The 18,729-nt window shown below is 62.2% G+C and carries 7 protein-coding genes; 4 read left to right on the top strand and 3 right to left on the bottom strand.

Annotated features, from left to right (window positions below):
* Positions 1-142: 142 nt before the first annotated feature.
* The 4 genes from gspE (at position 143) to ACOI8A_RS01265 (ending at position 16,952) form a co-directional block, all read left to right on the top strand.
* Complete coding sequence (gene gspE, locus ACOI8A_RS01280; RefSeq protein ID WP_420649765.1) at positions 143-1,549, top strand: type II secretion system ATPase GspE; 1,407 nt, start codon at positions 143-145, stop codon at positions 1,547-1,549.
* Positions 1,549-2,760: a type II secretion system inner membrane protein GspF gene (gspF, locus tag ACOI8A_RS01275; RefSeq protein WP_420649766.1), complete on the top strand. Its 1,212-nt coding sequence runs from the start codon at positions 1,549-1,551 to the stop codon at positions 2,758-2,760. The genes gspE and gspF overlap by 1 nt, the downstream gene beginning before the upstream one ends.
* A 422-nt stretch (positions 2,761-3,182) precedes the next feature.
* Positions 3,183-4,295: a substrate-binding domain-containing protein gene (locus ACOI8A_RS01270; RefSeq protein WP_420649767.1), complete on the top strand. Its 1,113-nt coding sequence runs from the start codon at positions 3,183-3,185 to the stop codon at positions 4,293-4,295.
* 189 nt (positions 4,296-4,484) lie between these two features.
* Positions 4,485-16,952, top strand: coding sequence for a filamentous haemagglutinin family protein (locus ACOI8A_RS01265; protein ID WP_420649768.1), 12,468 nt, complete (start codon positions 4,485-4,487; stop codon positions 16,950-16,952).
* 45 nt (positions 16,953-16,997) lie between these two features.
* On the opposite strand, the gene ACOI8A_RS01260 is transcribed toward ACOI8A_RS01265, so the two are convergent.
* The 3 genes from ACOI8A_RS01260 to ACOI8A_RS01250 all read right to left on the bottom strand — a co-directional run bounded on the left by ACOI8A_RS01260 (position 16,998) and on the right by ACOI8A_RS01250 (position 18,668).
* Positions 16,998-17,282 (bottom strand): type II toxin-antitoxin system RelE/ParE family toxin, encoded by a 285-nt coding sequence (locus tag ACOI8A_RS01260; protein WP_420649780.1) that lies wholly within the window; start codon positions 17,280-17,282, stop codon positions 16,998-17,000.
* Entirely contained in the window at positions 17,272-17,466 is a 195-nt protein-coding gene (locus ACOI8A_RS01255; RefSeq protein ID WP_420651247.1) for a stability determinant, read from the bottom strand. Before ACOI8A_RS01255 ends, ACOI8A_RS01260 begins: the two co-directional genes overlap by 11 nt.
* Before the next feature lie 254 nt (positions 17,467-17,720).
* A complete protein-coding gene (locus ACOI8A_RS01250) occupies positions 17,721-18,668 on the bottom strand; it encodes a SphA family protein (RefSeq protein WP_420649209.1) in 948 nt (315 codons plus the stop codon).
* Positions 18,669-18,729: the final 61 nt, after the last annotated feature.

Genomic DNA, 18,729 nt, shown 5'->3' with positions numbered 1-18,729 from the left:
TTATCCCCGTTCGGGTGCGCAGCACCCGCAAATCCTCTGCACGCGGTGTATCAGGGAAACCCGGTTGGCAGGATTTGGGTCTGCTGCGCAGACCAACGGGGATGAATCCCCTCGCCACAGGGGATTGTGTGGAGGTTGGAGGATGAGTGTTTTGCCTTATGTCTGGGCCAAGGCGCAGCGGATTTTGTTGCGGGACGGGGTGTTGATTGTGTGCCCGTCTACGCCCGGTTGGTCGATCAGCGAAGTGCGCCGTCAGTTCGGCCCGGCGCGGGTCGAGCGGGTGCGGGATGATGAACTCGACGGCCTGCTCGCGGCGGCTTACGCTGACACCGGCAGTGCGGCAGCGGTGGTCGGCGCGGCGGAGAACGAAGTCGATCTCGACCGCATGCTGCAGGACATGCCGGAAATCACCGACCTGCTCGACACCCAGGACGGCGCCCCGGTGATCCGCATGATCAACGCCTTGCTCACGCAAGCGGCGCGCGACGAGGCCAGTGACATTCACATCGAACCGTTCGAAACCCATTCGGTGGTGCGCTATCGCGTCGATGGCACGTTGCGTGACGTGGTTTCACCGCGCAAAGCGCTGCACGGCGCGCTGGTGTCGCGGATCAAGATCATGGCGCAACTCGACATCGCCGAAAAACGTCTGCCGCAGGATGGTCGCATCGCGTTGCGGGTGGCGGGGCGGCCAATCGATATTCGTGTCTCCACCGTGCCCACCGGCCACGGTGAACGCGTGGTCATGCGCTTGCTCGACAAACAGGCCGGACGTCTGCATCTGGAAACTCTGGGCATGGACGCACAAGTGCTGGCCAAACTTGATCACCTGATCCGCCAGCCCCACGGCATCGTGCTGGTCACCGGCCCAACCGGCAGCGGCAAAACCACCAGCCTTTACGCGGCACTGGCGCGACTCGACGCGAGTACCAGCAACATCCTCACCGTCGAAGATCCGGTCGAATATGACCTGCCGGGGATCAGCCAGATTCAGGTCAACGCCAAGATCGACATGACCTTTGCCCTCGCGTTGCGCGCGATTTTGCGGCAGGACCCGGACATCATCATGATCGGCGAAATCCGCGATCTGGAAACCGCGCAGATCGCGGTGCAGGCCTCGCTCACCGGTCACTTGGTGCTGGCAACGTTGCACACCAACGACGCGGTGTCGGCGGTCAATCGCCTGATCGACATGGGCGTCGAGCCGTTTCTGCTCGCGTCTTCCATGCTCGGGGTTTTGGCGCAGCGGCTGGTGCGACGGCTGTGCAATCACTGCAAGCAAGAAGACCCGACAGCGCCCGGAACCTGGCGCCCGGTCGGCTGCGCGTCGTGCAACCAGACCGGCTACAGCGGCCGCACCGGCATCCACGAATTGTTCTGCATCGACGACGACATTCGCACCCTGATTCACCAAGGGGCAGGGGAGCAGGCCTTGCGTGCGGCGGCGAACAAGGCCGGGATGTTCAGCCTGCGCGAGGACGGTGAGCGCTGGATTCGCAGTGGCGCCACCGCTCCCGAAGAAATCCTCCGTGTGACACGGGACGCCTGATGAATCGCTACCGTTTTGAAGCCGCCGACGCCAACGGCAAGATCGAATCCGGGCACTTGGAGGCCGAAAGCCAGAGCGCCGCGTTTGGCGTGTTGCGCGGCCGGGGTCTGACCGCGTTGTCGGTGGCCAAAGAAAGCAATGTGTCCAACCAGAGCAGCGGGGGAATGTTCAGCGCCAAGCTCTCGGATAACGATCTGGCTTGGGCAACTCGGCAGCTGTCGAGCCTGCTCGGCGCCAGCCTGCCGCTGGAAGCCGCGCTGAGCGCCACCGTCGAGCAGGCCGAGAAAAAACATATCGCGCATACCCTTAGCGGCGTGCGCGCGGATGTGCGTAGCGGTATGCGGCTGGCTGAGGCGTTGGCGGCGCGACCACGGGATTTTCCTGAGATCTATCGGGCGTTGATTGCGGCGGGAGAGGAGTCTGGCGATCTGGCGCAGGTGATGGAACGGCTGGCGGATTACATCGAGGAGCGCAACAACCTGCGCGGCAAGATTCTCACTGCATTCATTTATCCCGGCGTGGTCGGACTGGTGTCGATTGGCATCGTGATCTTTCTGTTGAGCTACGTGGTGCCGCAGGTGGTCAGCGCGTTTTCCCAGGCGCGCCAGGATCTGCCGGGGCTGACGCTGGCGATGCTCACCGCGAGTGATTTCATTCGTAGTTGGGGCTGGTTGTGTGCGGCGGTCATGGCGGGGGCTTTCTGGAGTTGGCGCTTGTATCTGCGCAACCCGGCGGCGCGCTTGGCCTGGCATCATCGGGTGCTCAAGTTGCCTTTGATCGGGCGTTTCATTCTTGGCCTGAACACTGCGCGTTTTGCCTCGACGCTGGCGATTCTCGGCGGTGCGGGTGTGCCTTTATTAAGAGCATTGGAAGCGGCGCGACAAACCTTGTCCAACGAGCGCCTGAGCCTGAGCGTCAGCGAGGCCACGGCCAAGGTGCGCGAGGGCGTGAATCTCGCGGCGGCGCTGCGCGTGGAGAACGTGTTTCCGCCGGTGCTGATTCACTTGATCGCCAGTGGCGAGAAAACCGGTGCGTTGCCGCCGATGCTTGAGCGCGCGGCGCAAACCCTGTCGCGCGATATCGAGCGTCGGGCGATGGGCATGACTGCATTGCTTGAGCCGCTGATGATTGTGGTGATGGGCGCGGTGGTGCTGGTGATTGTGATGGCGGTGCTGTTGCCGATTATCGAGATCAATCAACTGGTGCAATAGCGGTGTGTCTGTTGATTTGATGTTGTCTGGATTGACCTCATCGCGAGCAAGCTCGCTCCCACAGTTTTTGTGAGCGCTGCAAATTATTGTGGGAGCGAGCTTGCTCGCGAAGGGGCCAGATTCAACACTGATTTTCTCAGTTCTTTTTCACCGGTCTGAGCATCTCCCGAGCGCCGATCCAGCCATCCTCGGGTTCACCTTTGTGTCATCTGCAACGGCCCTTCAAGGCCTGTGGCCGATCCCCGCCAAAAGCCTGCTCCAGACGCAGCGCCGATCCGCGCAAACACCCGAGAAAACCCGCCGAAAATCACCTCGCAGCTCCCGAGGTTTTTTCCTTTATCTGTCACCGGAAACTGCGAATTTCTCAGTGCGACGCAACCATCCCTGTGTTCCAAAAAACCGAGTTGAAAAGGAGATTCTTCATGTTCAAGCGCACTCTGATCGCAGCCTCACTGACTGTCGCCGCTCTGGCATCCGCCCAGGCCATGGCCGTAACCGGTGGTGGCGCTTCACTGCCTGCCGCTCTGTACAAAGGCTCTGCCAACAGCATTCTGCCTGCCAACTTCAGCTACGCTGTAACCGGTAGCGGCATCGGCAAAAGTGCTTTCCTGACCAACACCGCTTCGCAGTTCGGCACCACCGGTACTGTGCACTTCGCCGCCAGCGACTCGATTCTCAGCGCTAACGAACTGAGCACCTACGCCACTAACTTTGGTGCGTCGTTCGGTCCGCTGATTCAGCTGCCATCGGTAGCGACTTCGGTGGCCATCCCTTACAAAAAAGCCGGCAACACCACCCTCAACCTGACCAGTGCTCAGCTGTGTGACGCCTTGTCGGGCACCAAGGTTACCTGGGGCGCGCTGTTGGGTACCTCCGACACCACGCCAATCCGCGTTGTTTATCGCACCGCTTCGAGCGGCACCACCGAAATCCTCAGCCGTCACCTGAACTCGATCTGCCCGACCAAATTCGCGGTCAGCACCACCTTCACCAACGCACGTCTGCCAGCGGGTTCCGCTGTGCCGTCCAACTGGGTAGGCGTGGTCAACACCTCTGACGTTGCCACTGCGGTAAACGCGGTTGACGGCTCCATCGGTTATGTCGGTCCGGACGGTGTCAACGCTTCGAGCAACGCTGTTGTTGCCCGCATCAACGGCGTTCAGCCAACCAGCGCCAACGTCAACGCTGCACTGGCATCGGTCCCGGTACCAGCCACCGCAGTCACCGCTGCCGACCCGGCCAAGTGGTCTCCAGTAGTTGCCAACCCAACCAGCGGTTATGCAATGGCTGCCTACACCAACTTCATCTTCGGCCAGTGCTACAAGGACGCAGCCGTGGCCGCTGATGTCAAAGCGTTCCTGACCCAGCACTACAGCACTCCGGGTAACGCTGCGGCTACCGCCGCTCACGGCTTCATCCCGGTTCCAACTGGCTGGAAAACTGCAGTGACCGCCAACTTCGTCACCAACTCCACCGGCTACAACCTGGACATCAACAACACCAGCGTGTGCAACGCTGTTGGTCGTCCTTTGTAAGGATTGTTTCAAGCTGGACCCAAAGACAGCAGCCCTCGGGCTGCTGTTTTTTTTCGCCGATTTACACCCCGATCATGAAGATTGTGTGACATCCGTTCGGTCGTGCCCCTCGCCAACTGCCTATGTCGTAACAGCAGGTTTTTGCTTGGCCTGCAGCTTCGTGTGGCAATCAAAAAGGATCTCGTAGTGATGCTCGCTCGCCCATCCCGTCGCAGTACCCGTGCCCAGATGCTCAAGCGTGAGCTAGCCGATCCGGCGCTGTGGCTGCTCAAGCCACTGGCACACGCGGTGGCGTTGTGTCTGGTGGCGGGCAGTGCGCAGGCGCAAACGGCGTTCAATTCGGGATGGTTTGCGGCCAAGGGTGCCGCACAGCAGGCAGCGGCCGCGCGGCCAAGTGTTGGCGGATTGCCGGGGATGACGCCACCGCTCGCCCAGCAACAGCGAGCCAATCAGCAACTGCAGCGCTCATTGCAGACCCTCAACAACACCGTGGCGGCGATTGCGGCGCAGCAGGCCGCACAAGCAGCCGGACGTGCGGCAGCCTTGGGTTCAGTCCAGTTGGTGCCGGATGGTCTGGGCGCGGGTGGTTTGCAGGTCGATAACAGCCTTGCGCAGGGTTGGCAGAACGCCAAAGGCCCGCAGCAAACCCAGGCTGACGGCAAGACCACGGTGAAGATCGAGCAGACCGCCGACAAAGCGATTCTCAACTGGGAAACCTTCAACGTCGGGCGTAACACCACGGTCGAATTCGCTCAACAAGCAAACTGGGCGGTGCTCAACCGGGTCAACGATCCGGGCGCGCGCGCCAGTCAGATCCAGGGCCAGATCAAGGGCGACGGCACGGTGATGCTGATCAACCGCAACGGCATCGTGTTCAGCGGCAGCAGCCAGGTCAACGTGCGCAATCTGGTGGCCGCTGCGGCCAATATCACCGACATCCAGTTCCGCGACCGGGGTCTGTATTTCGACAGTAGCGCCAGCCAGCCGACCTTCACTGACGCCGCCGGCAAGGTGCTGGTGGAGCGTGGTGCTTCCATCCAGACCCACAAACCGGCGCTGTCCACCGACGCGGGTGGATATGCCTTGCTGTTGGGCAACGAAGTGCACAACGACGGCAGTATCAGCACACCCAAGGGGCAGACCGTGCTTGGCGCCGGTGATCGCTTCTACATCCGCAAAGGTTCGGGCACCGAAGGCAATGCGCTGTCCACCACCTTCGGCAACGAAGTCAGACCTGGTTTCAAGGCCGGGGCGGTAGCCGGCAAAGTCAGCAACAGCGGCTTGATTCAGGCCGCGACCGGTGACATCACCCTGACCGGTCATGAGGTGCTGCAGAACGGCGTGTTGCTGGCCAGCACTTCGGTGGCGACCCGGGGCACCGTGCACTTGCTCAACCCTGCATCCGACGCCGATGGCAGCGTGACGCTCGGCCAGGCCAGCGTCACCGCAATCCTGCTCGACAGCAGCGATCTGACCGCCCTCGACAGCCAGCGCGACGCCGCGCTGAGCGCCGTCAGCGCGAACAACCGGATTCGCAGTGACCAGTCGCGGGTAGAGATCGGCAGCGGTGGCAGTGTCGAGTTTCAGAACGGCTCGATCACGCTGGCCACCGGTGGCCAGGTGGCGGTGGCGGCAGGGCGCCGCAGTCTGGTGCGCGACGGTGCTGTGATTGATGTGTCGGGCGCGGTTGGCGTGAAAGTCGCGATGGAAGCCAACAACATCAAGATCAATGTGCAGGGCAACGAGCAGCGCGATGCGCCGCTCAACCGTGAGGGTGGTGCGCTCAACAGCAACGATATCTGGGTCGATGTGCGGGAGCTGGTGTACGTGCCGGCCGGTACTAATGGTTACGCGACAGACCGTTGGTACACCGCCGGCGGATTGCTCGAAGTCGGTGGTTATCTCGGCACCCAAAGCCACCGCATCGGAGAGTGGATGGCGCAGGGCGGCAGCGTGAATTTCAGCGGCAACGACGTGGTGAGCGAGAAAGGTTCGCTGATCAACCTGTCCGGCGGCACCCTCGATGTGCAGAGCGGCGAGATCCGCCAGAGCTGGTTGCGTGGCGCTGATGGGCATTTATATGAAGTGTCGCGGGCACCAGGGGATCTGCTCTACACCGGGCTGTACAAAGGCTATGAAGACAGCAGCGAGCGCTGGGGCCAGACGCAGGTGTTTTACAACCCGCTGATCGCCCCGCGATCGCGTCGGGAATCGGGCTATACCGTCGGCCGCGATGCCGGGCAACTGGTGATTGGCACGCGCAACGCGCTGGTGGATGGCCAAGTCGTCGGCGAAGTGTTCCAGGGCGAACGCCAGACGCAAACCCCGCGCGCCGTGCTCGACGGCTATGAGCAGAGTCAGACCGCACTGGCGCGCCGGGCGCAGTTGATCGTCGGTCAGTACGATCCGGCCTGGTCGGCGACGGCTGGCGGTCTGCTGTACGAACTCAATCCGGTGCTTGATCAGGTGCAGATCGGTGGCGAGCACGCTGCCGCACTCACGGTTCCCGGCCTGAGCGATGCCGTGGCCCAGGCGCGTCTCGGCAAGCTGTTTCTCGACAGTGATCTGGTCAACGGCTTTCGCCTTGGCGCGCTGAAGGTTTCGGCCAGGCAATCCATCGACGTCAACCAGACCGTGACGGTTGATGCGGGTGGCGATATCACCCTGTTCGGGCCGCAAGTTCAGGTCAATGCTGACCTGATCGCGCGGGGTGGCAGCCTGCATCTGGGCGATGTCCTGGCAGGCAATGCCGGGATCACTGTGCCGAGCGGAACCCGCGCCAGTGTGGCGGTTGCAGAAGGTGTGCAACTGGATACTCGCGGTCTGTGGAGCAATCTGCGCAGCAACCCGAATGACGTGAACAGCCTCGCCTATATCAACGGCGGACTGGTGTCGGTGCGCAGCAGCGGTGACGTCAGCCTGGCCGCGAGGAGTCTGGTGGACGTGTCCTCGGGCGGCGCGGTGTTGGCCAATGGCAAGACCCGTGGTGGCAAGGGCGGCGATGTGACCCTCGAATCCAGCGCACTCACAGCGCCGGGGCAGGCGCAACTACGCCTTGATGGTGAGGTGCTTGGTTACGGCGTGACGGGCGGTGGCAGCCTGACGCTGCAGGCCAACAGCGTGCGCATCGGTGAATCCGGCGATGCACTGGCCGAGCGCACCCTGCAACTGGCGCCAAGTCTGTTCAGCAAGGGTTTTTCCGCGTACAGCGTCACCGGTCTGAATGGACTGCAAGTGGCTGACGGTACGCAAGTCGATGTAGTGATGCCGGTCTACCGTTTTGGCGATGCGGCGGCGAGTCAGGCCAGTGGCGTCGATCCACACACCGCGCTGCAGTTGTGGACGCCAAGCCTGGTTCAGGAAAACCCGATCAAAGGCGTTCTGACCCAGCGCGGCGGTGCCAGTCTGTCGCTGCAAGCCGGGCCGAGCGTAGCCAGCCTGATTGATCCTGCCCGTAGCGCGCTGTCGGTCGGCCAGGGCGCGCGGATCAGCGTCGATCCCGGTCAACGCATCACGTTGCGCGGTGCCGGACAGATCACCGTTGACGGTGAATTGAACGCGTGGGGCGGCACCATTGATATCCGCCAGCAACAATTTGGTTCGATGGACGTGGCCAGCGTCCTGCAGAACGCCGACCCGATCGCCCACAACCGTTCGATCTGGATCGGTGAACACGCGGTGCTGGACGTCGCCGGACGCGCGTTCACTGCCACCGATACGCTGGGCCGGGTTTACGGTCAGGTCGGTAAGGGCGGCAGCATCATTGTCGGCGGCGAGATCGACTCGAAGAAGATCACCGCGACCTCTGCCGATGCCTACGTGATCGTGCGTGACGGTGCGCGTCTGGATGCCTCCGGGACGCAAGCGACGCTGGATATCGCCGGCGTCGGGCCGACCGTGGTCGCCACCGATGGCGGCCGCATCGCCTTGAGTTCATACAATGGCTTGTTCATTGACGGCCAGTTGAAAGCGGCGGCGGGAGGCGCAGGCAAGTCGGGTGGGCGCCTCGAAATCGCCCTGGAAGCGCCGTTGTACAACCGCAACCTGGCGAGTAATGAGGTGCGTGCTCCGCGTGAAATCATCATTGGCCAAGGGCCGGGCGGCGCGTTGTTGCCAGCGGATTTGCAACCTGGCGAAAGTGCTGCGTTGCTGCGCTATGGCCAGACTCGCTTGAGCGCGGACAACTTGATGTCAGGTGGTTTTGACCACCTGAGCCTGTTGAGCAACGGCTTACTGACGTTTGCCGGCGATGTCGATCTGCGCATGAATCAAAGCCTGAATCTGTACGCTGGCTCGATCTCCCTCGCTGAGGCATCCAGCGACACGGCCCGTGTCAATCTGGCGGCGCCTTACATGCGCCTTTCGGGATTGGGTTTCTACCTGGCTTCGGATGTCGCCATCCGCCCAAGGGTCATGGCCAACCCGACCACGCAGGTGGCAAACGCCCAATTCACCGCCACGGCCGATCTGCTCGATTTGAGCAACACCCTGTCGTTCGGCACCGCAGGCTCGATTGCCCAGCTCGGCGCGCCGGCCAGTCAGGTCACCCGGCGCGGTTTCGACCAGGTCACCCTCGACAGCCGTGGCGACATGCGCTTCCTCGCGCCGACGGACAACGAACGCAGCTCGCGCTTGTGGACCGCTGGCGATCTGAATCTGCGCGCCACGCAGATTTACCCTGCGACCGGTGTTTCCGCCGACATCCGCGCCGGTTATCAAGGGCCGATCCAGGTTGCCGGTTTCGAGCGCACCTTGCGCATCAGCGGTCACGGCCCGGCGCCGCAAGCGCTGCCTTATTCGGCGTTTGGCAGCCTGCTGCTGGCGGCCGGGACAATCGAGCAGGGCGGCGTCATTCGTGCCCCGCTGGGTTTGATCACGCTCGGTGAAAACCTGCTGATGAACACCCACGAACTGCATCTGTTGCCTGGCAGCGTCACCTCCGTCAGCGGCGCTGGCCTGGTGATGCCGTATGGCGGCACCACCGATGGCATCGACTATCGCTATAACGGCAAGTCGGTGGCGCTCAACGGGGTGGTCGGAGACTTGAATGGCGTGGTTCTTACCGGCCAGTACGTCGATGTGCAAAGTGGCGCGTTGATTGATTTGTCCGGTGGCGGCGATCTGCGCGGCAGCGGTTTTGTCTCCGGGCGTGGCGGCTCTACCGATGCCCGCTTCAGTCCGTTGGTACGCAATGCCAGCGACGGCACTTTCAGCTTGCCGGGGCTTAGCAGCAATCCGGTGTACGCCATTGTGCCGGGCAATCAGAGTGCCTTTGCTCCGGTGCTCGCAGAGGCCGGTGCCAGCGATCCGCGGCTCGGCCAACAGATCACCATCGGTGCCGGCGTTCCGGGCCTCGCGGCCGGCACCTACACCTTGCTGCCCTCGACCTTTGCCTTGTTGCCGGGAGCGTTCCGGGTCGAAGTCAATGCTCAGGCGACACCGGGCGCGACCGGCGCTGCGCTGAAAATGCGCAATGGCTCGTGGGCCGGTTCGGGGTTGATGTCGATCGCCAACAGCGGTCTGCGCGACAGTCTGGCCAGTCAAGTGATCCTGACGTCGGCCGATGTGTTACGCCGCTATTCGCAGTACAACGAAACCAGTTTCACCCAGTTCGTGCAGAGCGATGCCGCCCGGCGTGGCGTGCCGCGTGCCTTGGCACCGATGGATGCGAAGATGCTCAAGCTGCAACTGGTTGCCGGCGATCAGCACGCCATTGGCCTGAATTTCCAGGGCCGGGCACTGTTTGCCCCGAGCGCAGGCGGCGTGGCCGGGACCGCTGTTGTGACCGGAGGGGAATTTGAAGTACTCGCTCAGGGCCAGTCGCGCACGCCAGACTTTGCCGGCATTTCGCTGTATGCCGACAGCCTAAATCGGCTGAATGCGGGTCGTCTGACCCTCGGCGCGACGCCGACGGTTGAATACGGCTCGACGGGTAACTTCATCCGGTTTGTCGGTGATGCTTCCAACATCATCCTGCGCAACGGGGCAATGTTGTCCGCACCGGAAGTGATATTGCGCACCACCAGCGCGAGCGGCGGTATCACCCTTGAAGCGGGGGCGGGCATCAACACGCTCGGCCGCGGTGACGCGCCTTACGACTCCACGGATGGCTTCATTTATGAGCCGGGCGCCGCCAGTCTGTTGATGGTGTCCAATGGCTGGACCAACATGCTCGCACCCGCGGTCGGGAACGATATCGACGGGGCCGGCAGCATCCGCATCGGCACTTGCGCAGCACAGGCGTGCACCGCGTCAACGCAGCTCTATTCCAACGGCAGCATTACTGCCGCCACCGACAAGCAGTTCGAACTGAACGAGTCCGTGCGCTTCGGTACCCGTCACCTGTCCCTCGCGGTGGGTGCAGTCAATGCTGGTAGCGCCGAGGCGCTGGCGGCGGCCGGTCGCGTGCCGAGTGGCCTGACCCTGAACCAGAACGTGCTTGACCGTCTGCTGCGCGGTGACACGCAATTCGCTGCCCCGGCTCTGGAAACCCTGAGCCTGACCACCCGCGACTCGTTCAACTTCTTCGGTAACGTCACCCTCGATACGCTCGACCCACAGACCGGCGTCAGTCGTCTGCAAAACCTGGTACTTGCCACTCCGGCCATTTATGGCTTGGGCGAAGCCAGCGATGTGGCGACCATTCGTACCGCCAACCTGATCTGGAACGGCGCGACTCAGGCGCCGGGGGCGGTGGCCAGCGGTGGTGCCGGTACGGGTCGCGGCACACTCAATGTCGAGGCGCAACGCATCGAGTTCGGCTATGGCCCGAACCCGCAACCCAATGGGCTGGATCAGAACAATCGTCTGGCACTGGGTTTCAGCAACGTCAATCTGATTGCCAGCGAGCGTATCACCGCCAATCACAAGGGCAGTCTGGCGGTGTATCAGACGCAAGGCGTTTACGATCCGCTGAACGGCTACGCCTACAGCGGCGGCAACCTCAACCTGCGCACGCCGTTGCTCACCGGTGAAGCGGCCTCGGTCAATCTGCTCAAGACGGGCGGCAACCTGACGTTGAGCGGCGCGGCGAATTCGGCGCTGGCCGACGCCCTTGGCGCGGAGCTGACGCTTGAAGCGCGCAACGTGTTGCTCGACGGCCGCATTGCACTGGCCAGCGGCAAACTGGTAGTCAAGTCCGAGGACGATCTGACCTTGACCGCATCCGCGCAGTTGGACATGGCCGGGCGCACCTTGCCGTTCAACGACATCAGCAAGTACAGCTGGGGCGGCGACGTGGCGCTGTACAGCAACGGTGGCAACATTCGTCAGGCCAGTGGCTCGCGCATAGACCTGTCGGCGCGCAACAACCAGGCCGGCAATCTGAGCGCCGTGGCGCTGGCGGCGGATGCGGGCATGGTCGATCTGCAAGGCGAGATCTTTGGCGCCAGCAGTGGTTATTACGATGCCGGTGGCACGCTGGTGCCGTACAAATCTGCGGGCGTGGACATTCGTGCGCAGCGCTTGGGCAGTGAGTTGGACGAGGCGTTTGCGTCGCTCAATCAGCGCCTGAACGCCGGACAGGTGTTTGGCAGCCGCAGCTTCCAGCTCAAACAGGGCGATCTGCTGATCGGTGACGGGCTCAAGGCCGGCGAGGTAAATGTCTCGCTGGACAATGGCAGCCTGACCGTGAACGGTTTGATCGACGCCAGTGGCGAACGGGTCGGCAGCATTCGCCTGTCCGGCAAAAACGGCCTGAGCGTGGCCGGCAATGCCGTGCTCGACGCACATGGCCGCGTGTTGCGGATCGACAGCTACGGCAAGATCATCGATGCGCCGAACCGGGCGATGGTTGAGCTCAATTCCGGCGACGGCATACTGACTTTGGCTTCCGGCGCACGCTTCGATTTGCGCCACGGCACCGACGCGCCGCTGGGCACTCTGGCAGGACAAAACGATGGCTTGCCGCGTGGCACGCTGGAGCTGAATGCACCACGCATCGGCAGCGCTGATATCGCCATCGACGCCAGCGGTGCGCTGGACATTCAAGGCGCACGCTCGATCGGCCTCAACGCCACCCGACGCTACACCGATGCCGCCGATGGTGTTGATCCCGTGGCGAGCGGTCGGCCGTATCAAGTGATCGATCAGGCGTATCTGGAGCGCATTCACGGCGATAGCAGCGCATTCATCGATGCCGCACTGGCTAACAGCGATTTGCTGCAACGCAAACTGGCCGGACTAAACAATGCGGCATACGCCGATGCCTTGCATTTGCGGCCCGGCGTGGAAATCGCCAGTCACAGCGCTGATGGCGACCTCGTCGTGCAGGGCGATGTGGACCTGTCCGGCTACCGCTACGCCAGCCTCAATCCGCATACGCAGAAAACCGCGGTGTACGGTTCCGGCGAGTCCGGCAGCCTGGTGATCCGCGCTGGCGGCAATCTCGATATCTACGGCAGCATCAACGACGGTTTCGCACCGCCGCCGGAAACCGTCGACGACGCCGGCTGGAAACTGGTGCCGGGCGTGCAGCCGTTTGGCGGCGATCTGATCGTGCCTGGCGCGGGCGTGACGCTCGCAGAAGGCACGCTCTTTCCTCAGGGCACGACGCTCAATTACGACTTGCCGATTCAAGCGACGACTCTGGTCAGCGGCACACTGTTGCCGACCGAGGGAACTCTGGCCGGGCCTTACACGTTGAACGCCGGAACGGTGTTGGCAGGTGCGGTGCACGACGCATCGGGCAATCTGCTGTACGCCGCCGGTACCTTGCTCGGCGACAGCGTGACGCTGCCGGCAGGCAGCCGCCTGGGTGCCGGCATTCGCCTGAACGCAGCGACCGAAATGCAAGCCATGCTCTGGCCCAAAGGCGTGCCGCTGCCAGGCGCCTTCGCCGATAACAGTGTCGTTGGCGTGAAGCTCAGCGGATCACTGGAGCTGCTGCGCGGCTCGCTGATTCCGTCGATGACTGACGTGGTGCTGGCCGACGGCACGGTATTCATCGACCTGCGCCCGTTGAACGGCACGCAACAGGGGCGCAACTGGGCGGTGGCGAGCATGCTGCCGGCCGGCAGCACGTCGTGGTCGATGCGTGTGGTGGCGGGGGCAGACCTTGACGCTGCCGACAGTCGCAGCGTGAAGCCGTTGACCAGCGAGGGTCACTTGCGTCTGGCGGACACTCACTACGGGATGCTGATCTCTACCAAAAAACTCGATACCGTCTGGGCCGAAAATAATGGGTTGGGGCAGACGCCCGGCGAGGTCGTCAAAGACGAAGATCTGTACAAGTGCGATCAAAACCCCGGTGCCTGCATAGCGCCCGCCAAGTTCCTGTGGACGGATGGCAATCCGATGGGCGCGCCGGCCGGCTCGCCAGTCAGCGACGACGATCTGTACTGGTGTGATATTGACCCGGCGTATTGCGCTGCCAACGTAGGCGGCACCACGGTTGCCAGCCATACGCAAATGTTCAGTGTGTTGCGCACGGGCGCCGCTGATCTGGACGTGTTGGCCGCTGGCAATCTGAGCATGGCTTCGCCGTTCGGCGTGTATACCGCCGGTACGCAGTCCAGCGACGTTGATCCACGTTACAACCAGCCTCGCGGTCGTCTGTCGGACGATGGCTCGGTACTGGGCAGCGCTGGCAGTGACAACGAGAAGTGGGTCAACGGCGGCAGCGACAGCTTGTATCAAGCCTGGTATCCGCAACAGGGCGGCAATCTCACGATCGGCGCCGGTGGTTCGGTTTCGGGCGATGTCGTCGGGCAACGCCAGGCCGGCATCACCATGGATACCCGTGAGCAGGTTCCGAGCGTTGCGGTGGGCAACTGGCTGTGGCGCCAGGGCAGTGGTAACGATGATGTACCAACTGCCTGGTGGATCAACTTCGGCAGCTATGCAAGTCAGCCCCTGCCGGAGTCGGGCAAGAGTGCCGAACCGTATCTGCTGGGTTTCACCGGTTTCGGCACCCTTGGCGGCGGTAACATCAGCCTGCGTGCCGGTGCGGACGGCGGCATGCTCAATGCGGTGGGTGATGGTCGTACCAATCGCTATCCGCGTGGCCAGGGTCTAATCGTTGCAGTCGGCAGCACTGGACGAGTGGGCAGTGATGGCAGCCTGCAATTGACCGGCGGCGGCGATATCGACATGCGCCTGGGAGGGTCGCTTAATCCGTCGCTGCAGGCCCGTGCCGGGGAAACCGGAACGGAAGTACCGCGCCACGATCTGCAAGGCGCCGTTATCAACCTGCGTGGTGCGGCGCAAATCAGCGCCAGTGCCTTGGGCGGAGTCAATCTGCACTACGGCGCGTTTGCCAAGGATCAGGATCCGCGCGAGGCTCGCGCCTACGACCCGTTCAACTCGACCCTGAGCAGTGCCTCCGGCGGTCTGGTACTGATTCCGGGTGATTCGGCGATGCGCCTGAGCACCCGTGGTGATCTGGTAGTGGGCGGTGCCGCAGACCCCGGGCGAGTGCGCTTGCAGAACTCCACGCCATTTACCGACGCCAGTGGGGTGGCCCATGCGGGTGGTGGCTTGAGCGGTTTCTCGCTGTGGACCGATCACACCGCGATCGATCTGTTTTCGGCCGGGGGCAACCTGACTCCAAGCACGCAATTGGCCGAACAACTGACTTCGCGATTCAATACATCGCCCACTGACGGTCGCTTCGTTTATCCATCGATCCTGCGTGCGGTGGCGGCGCAAGGCTCGATTTATGCGGGACCATCGGCCGTTTATAGCCCGGGCAATGCGCCGCCGTTGGTGGACTACTCGTTATTGCTGGCGCCGTCCAACTCGGGTCAGCTGGATCTGCTGGCAGGCCATTCGATTTACGCCGGCGGTTACGCGATCAATCAGTCCGGGGCCAGTCCTGCGGCGCTGGCCACGCCGTTTGCGCCGTCCTTCAACGGATTTGCCAGTCACACTGCCAGCCAACCGATCATCAGCAATAACAGTGCTGACGGCGTGACCACGGACCGCAACGTGCGTTACCCGTTGTTTGCTTTTGGCGCCAATAGCTACTCGGGTTCGAGTGGCGTGCAAGGGCCTGCGCGGTTCTATGCCTTGACCGGGGATCTGGTCGGGGTGCGCAGTGGCGAAACATTGACGTTCAGTCTGTTCGGCGTACCACAGCGCAACTGGTATGAAGCGGCCGGCCCGGTGTGGATGGTCGCCGGTCGCGATATCGTCGCCTCGGGCACCGATCTGGGCAAACCAACGGCTGTACCGAATGACGGGATGGGCCAAGGTAATCAAACGATCAGTTCCACCGGCAACTTGTTCATCCACGACCGGCCGACCGATGTGTCGCGGGTTTCGGCCGGCCGCGACATTCTCTACAGCAGCTTCGATATCGCCGGTCCGGGCGTTCTGGACATCAACGCCGGACGCAACATCCTGATGGAGGATCGCGCCGGTATCACCAGTCTCGGGCCGGTGTTGTCGGGCGACAGCCGTCCCGGTGCGAGCGTGGTATTGCAGGCTGGGGTGGGCGCGAAGGGGCCGGATTACGCTCGGTTCATCGAGCGTTATTTGCGTCCGGACAACGTGGCGCGTGCGGACGCTTCTCTGATCGCGCAACCAGGCAAAGTGGTGAAGAACTACCTCGACGAGTTGCAGAGCTGGCTGACCCTCGGTTACGGCTTCAGTGGTAACGCAGAGCAGGCGCAAGCTTTCTTCGCCGCGCTGCCGAGCAGTGCGCAAGCGATCTTCGCCCGTCAGGTGTACTTCGCCGAATTGCGTGCCGGCGGCCTCGAATACAACGACGCCGACGGCCCGCGCAGCGGCAGTTATCTGCGCGGTCGTAACACCATTGCGGCGCTGTTCCCGAGTACCGATGTGGCGGGCAATCCGATTCGCTACGACGGCGACATCACCCTATACGGTGGCGCCGGGGTCAAGACGCTGTTTGGCGGCGACATTCAGATGCTTACACCGGGCGGCGGTCAGGTGTTTGGCATCGAAGGCGCGGCACCGCCATCCACGGCGGGGATCATCACTCAAGGTTCGGGCAACATTCAGCTATATTCGCAGGGCAGCATTTTGCTCGGCCAGAGCCGGATCATGACGACGTTCGGCGGCTCGATTTTGGGTTGGTCGGCCGAGGGCGACATCAACGCCGGTCGCGGCTCGAAAACCACCGTGGTCTACACCCCGCCGAAACGCGTATACGACACATGGGGCAACGTCACGCTGTCGCCGTCGGTGCCGAGCACCGGCGCCGGTATCGCCACGCTAAACCCGATTGCCGAAGTCGCGCCGGGCGACATCGACCTGATCGCGCCGCTCGGCACCATCGACGCGGGGGAGGCGGGGATTCGCGTCTCGGGCAACGTCAACATTGCGGCATTGACGGTGGTCAACGCGGCGAACATTTCGGTGCAAGGCAAAGCGACCGGCGTACCGGTGGTGTCGGCGGTCAACACTGGCGCGATTACTTCGGCCAGTTCTGCCGCATCCTCAGCCACGCAAGCGGCGGAAGACGTGGCTCGTCAGCAGCAAGCGGCGGCGCGGCAGAATCAGGCTTCGGTGTTCAGCGTGCAGGTCTTGAGTTTTGGCAATGAGCAACTGGCGCCATCGCGTGACGGCGCCAGCCGCGCGCCGACGCCGGGTTACAACCCGAACAGCCCGGTGCAAGTGCTGGGGGCGGGGGCACTGGATGAACAGGCGAAACAGCAGCTGACCGAGGAGGAGCGGGGGCAGCTGACGTTGTAAAGGACTCTCGTGTAGTACTTTGGGCGGCCGATTGGCCGCCCTTTTTTATGTTGATGAAGTTGAAGGGTATTTTTGTCGGGCGTGAAGCACCCTCAGTATTCTGATGCGCCCATTCACTCGATAGACCAGCAGATAGTTCGGATGAATCACCATTTCGCGCGTGCCAGGCACTCGACCAGGTCGGTAACCATAAGGTATTGATGAAAGTCGCTGTGCTGCTGCACCAACTTTGTGTCTTAGCGAAATTGAAGCGTTGGTGTTTTGTTGCTCGATGTATTTGAAGATGTCAGCCAGTTGACGTGAGGACTTACTGCTCCATTCAAGCAGCAGCGCGGCGCTTCCTGCGTATCTCTTCCAGCATCTGGTCGAGCATTGCCATAGCTTCATCATGGGGAATACCAGGACTAGGATCATCGAGTGCCTCCTGTACCTCTGCACGAAACCAGCGATCGTAGCTCTCTGCCTCTTCTTCGGAGTCGAAGTCAGAGTAAAACGGGGAAAGTAATATGCTCATAGTGATCTCCGTGATCAATCTCGGCAGTCTAAGGGGGGAATGGCCCATTGTCGTCACTGGCAGACGATGCACCCCATGAGCCCTTGAGGAACTATGGGGTAACGGAGCCCAGTATCTGCAAGCGTCCCCGGCAAATCTGCCGGACGTTTCCCACAGTTATCCGGCAATTTCGACCGCCCCTGTAGGCGTATTCCACCCCAGCGTTTTTCAGGTTTTCAGCCTACAAATTCGGGAGCGCTTTCCTACAAATGTGCTCAGAACGCATACGGAATACTCACCTTCGCCCACAACATTTCCCCCTCCGGCCGATTCTCCACATCAAATTCCTTGGCCCAGCGAATCTCCGCACTGGCGTATTTGAGAAAGGTGAAATGCAGCGCCGGCCCAATCGCAAACACTTGCCCGCGTACGCCATCATTCACATCCTCGCCAGCAAACTGCACGGTGTGGCCGAACTGTTTGTCGTCGGTGGTCTGCTTGAGGTAATAGCCGTTGATGCCGAGCATCAGGTCGTCGGTGAGCTTGTAGCTGGCGGAATAATCGAAGTGGAAAATCTGCCCGGACTTGTAGTCGGTGTCCTTGTTCTTTTCGTTGAAGCTGTAAGTGGTTTTCATCGACACCTCGCTGCGCTCGGTCGGCAGCCAGGTGAAGGAGAACAGCGGCTTGTAGGTGTAGAAATTGTTGCTGGTGTTGGCCAGCCGATCGACGCTGTATTCGCCAGTGGGCACGGTGATTTCCACGGCGGCGCCGAGGGTCAGGTTCTTGCCCATGTCCCACAGGATGATCGGCGCGATGGTGGTGTCGCCCATGCCTTCACGGGTGTCGCTGAGGCCGAACGCCGAGACTTCCTGTTTCAGCCACGGTTGGGCGATATAGCCAGCCAGACGCCCGCCGAAAATCCGCACCGGGCTCAGGTAATCGAGACGCGGGATGACTGCTGTGGATTCGATTTCGACATTCGGCACCTTGCCGCCCAACGAGCTGATGTTGAGCTTCCGTGCCTTGTAATGGTTGTAGTAGAGGTTGAACGCGACCATGTTCTGCGGAAGGCTGTCGACTTCCAGCGGCAGCATGAAGAACCCGTCGGTGCCGGTGCCGATGTTGTCGACGCCGGCTTCGGTCGCCAGTGCCGGTAAAGTCGCGGCGCTGGCAACCAGCATCAATGCAAGGCGCAGAGGGAATGTCGCACGGTTCGGGTTCATGTCCGTCCTCATTATTATTGTGTTTGGGCGCACCGCCGGCGCTCAGGACGCCCGGCCACTA

The sequence above is a fragment of the Pseudomonas sp. P4795 genome (genome assembly GCF_048822895.1).
Lineage (GTDB): Bacteria > Pseudomonadota > Gammaproteobacteria > Pseudomonadales > Pseudomonadaceae > Aquipseudomonas.
This window is presented reverse-complemented; position numbering and strand designations above follow the sequence as displayed.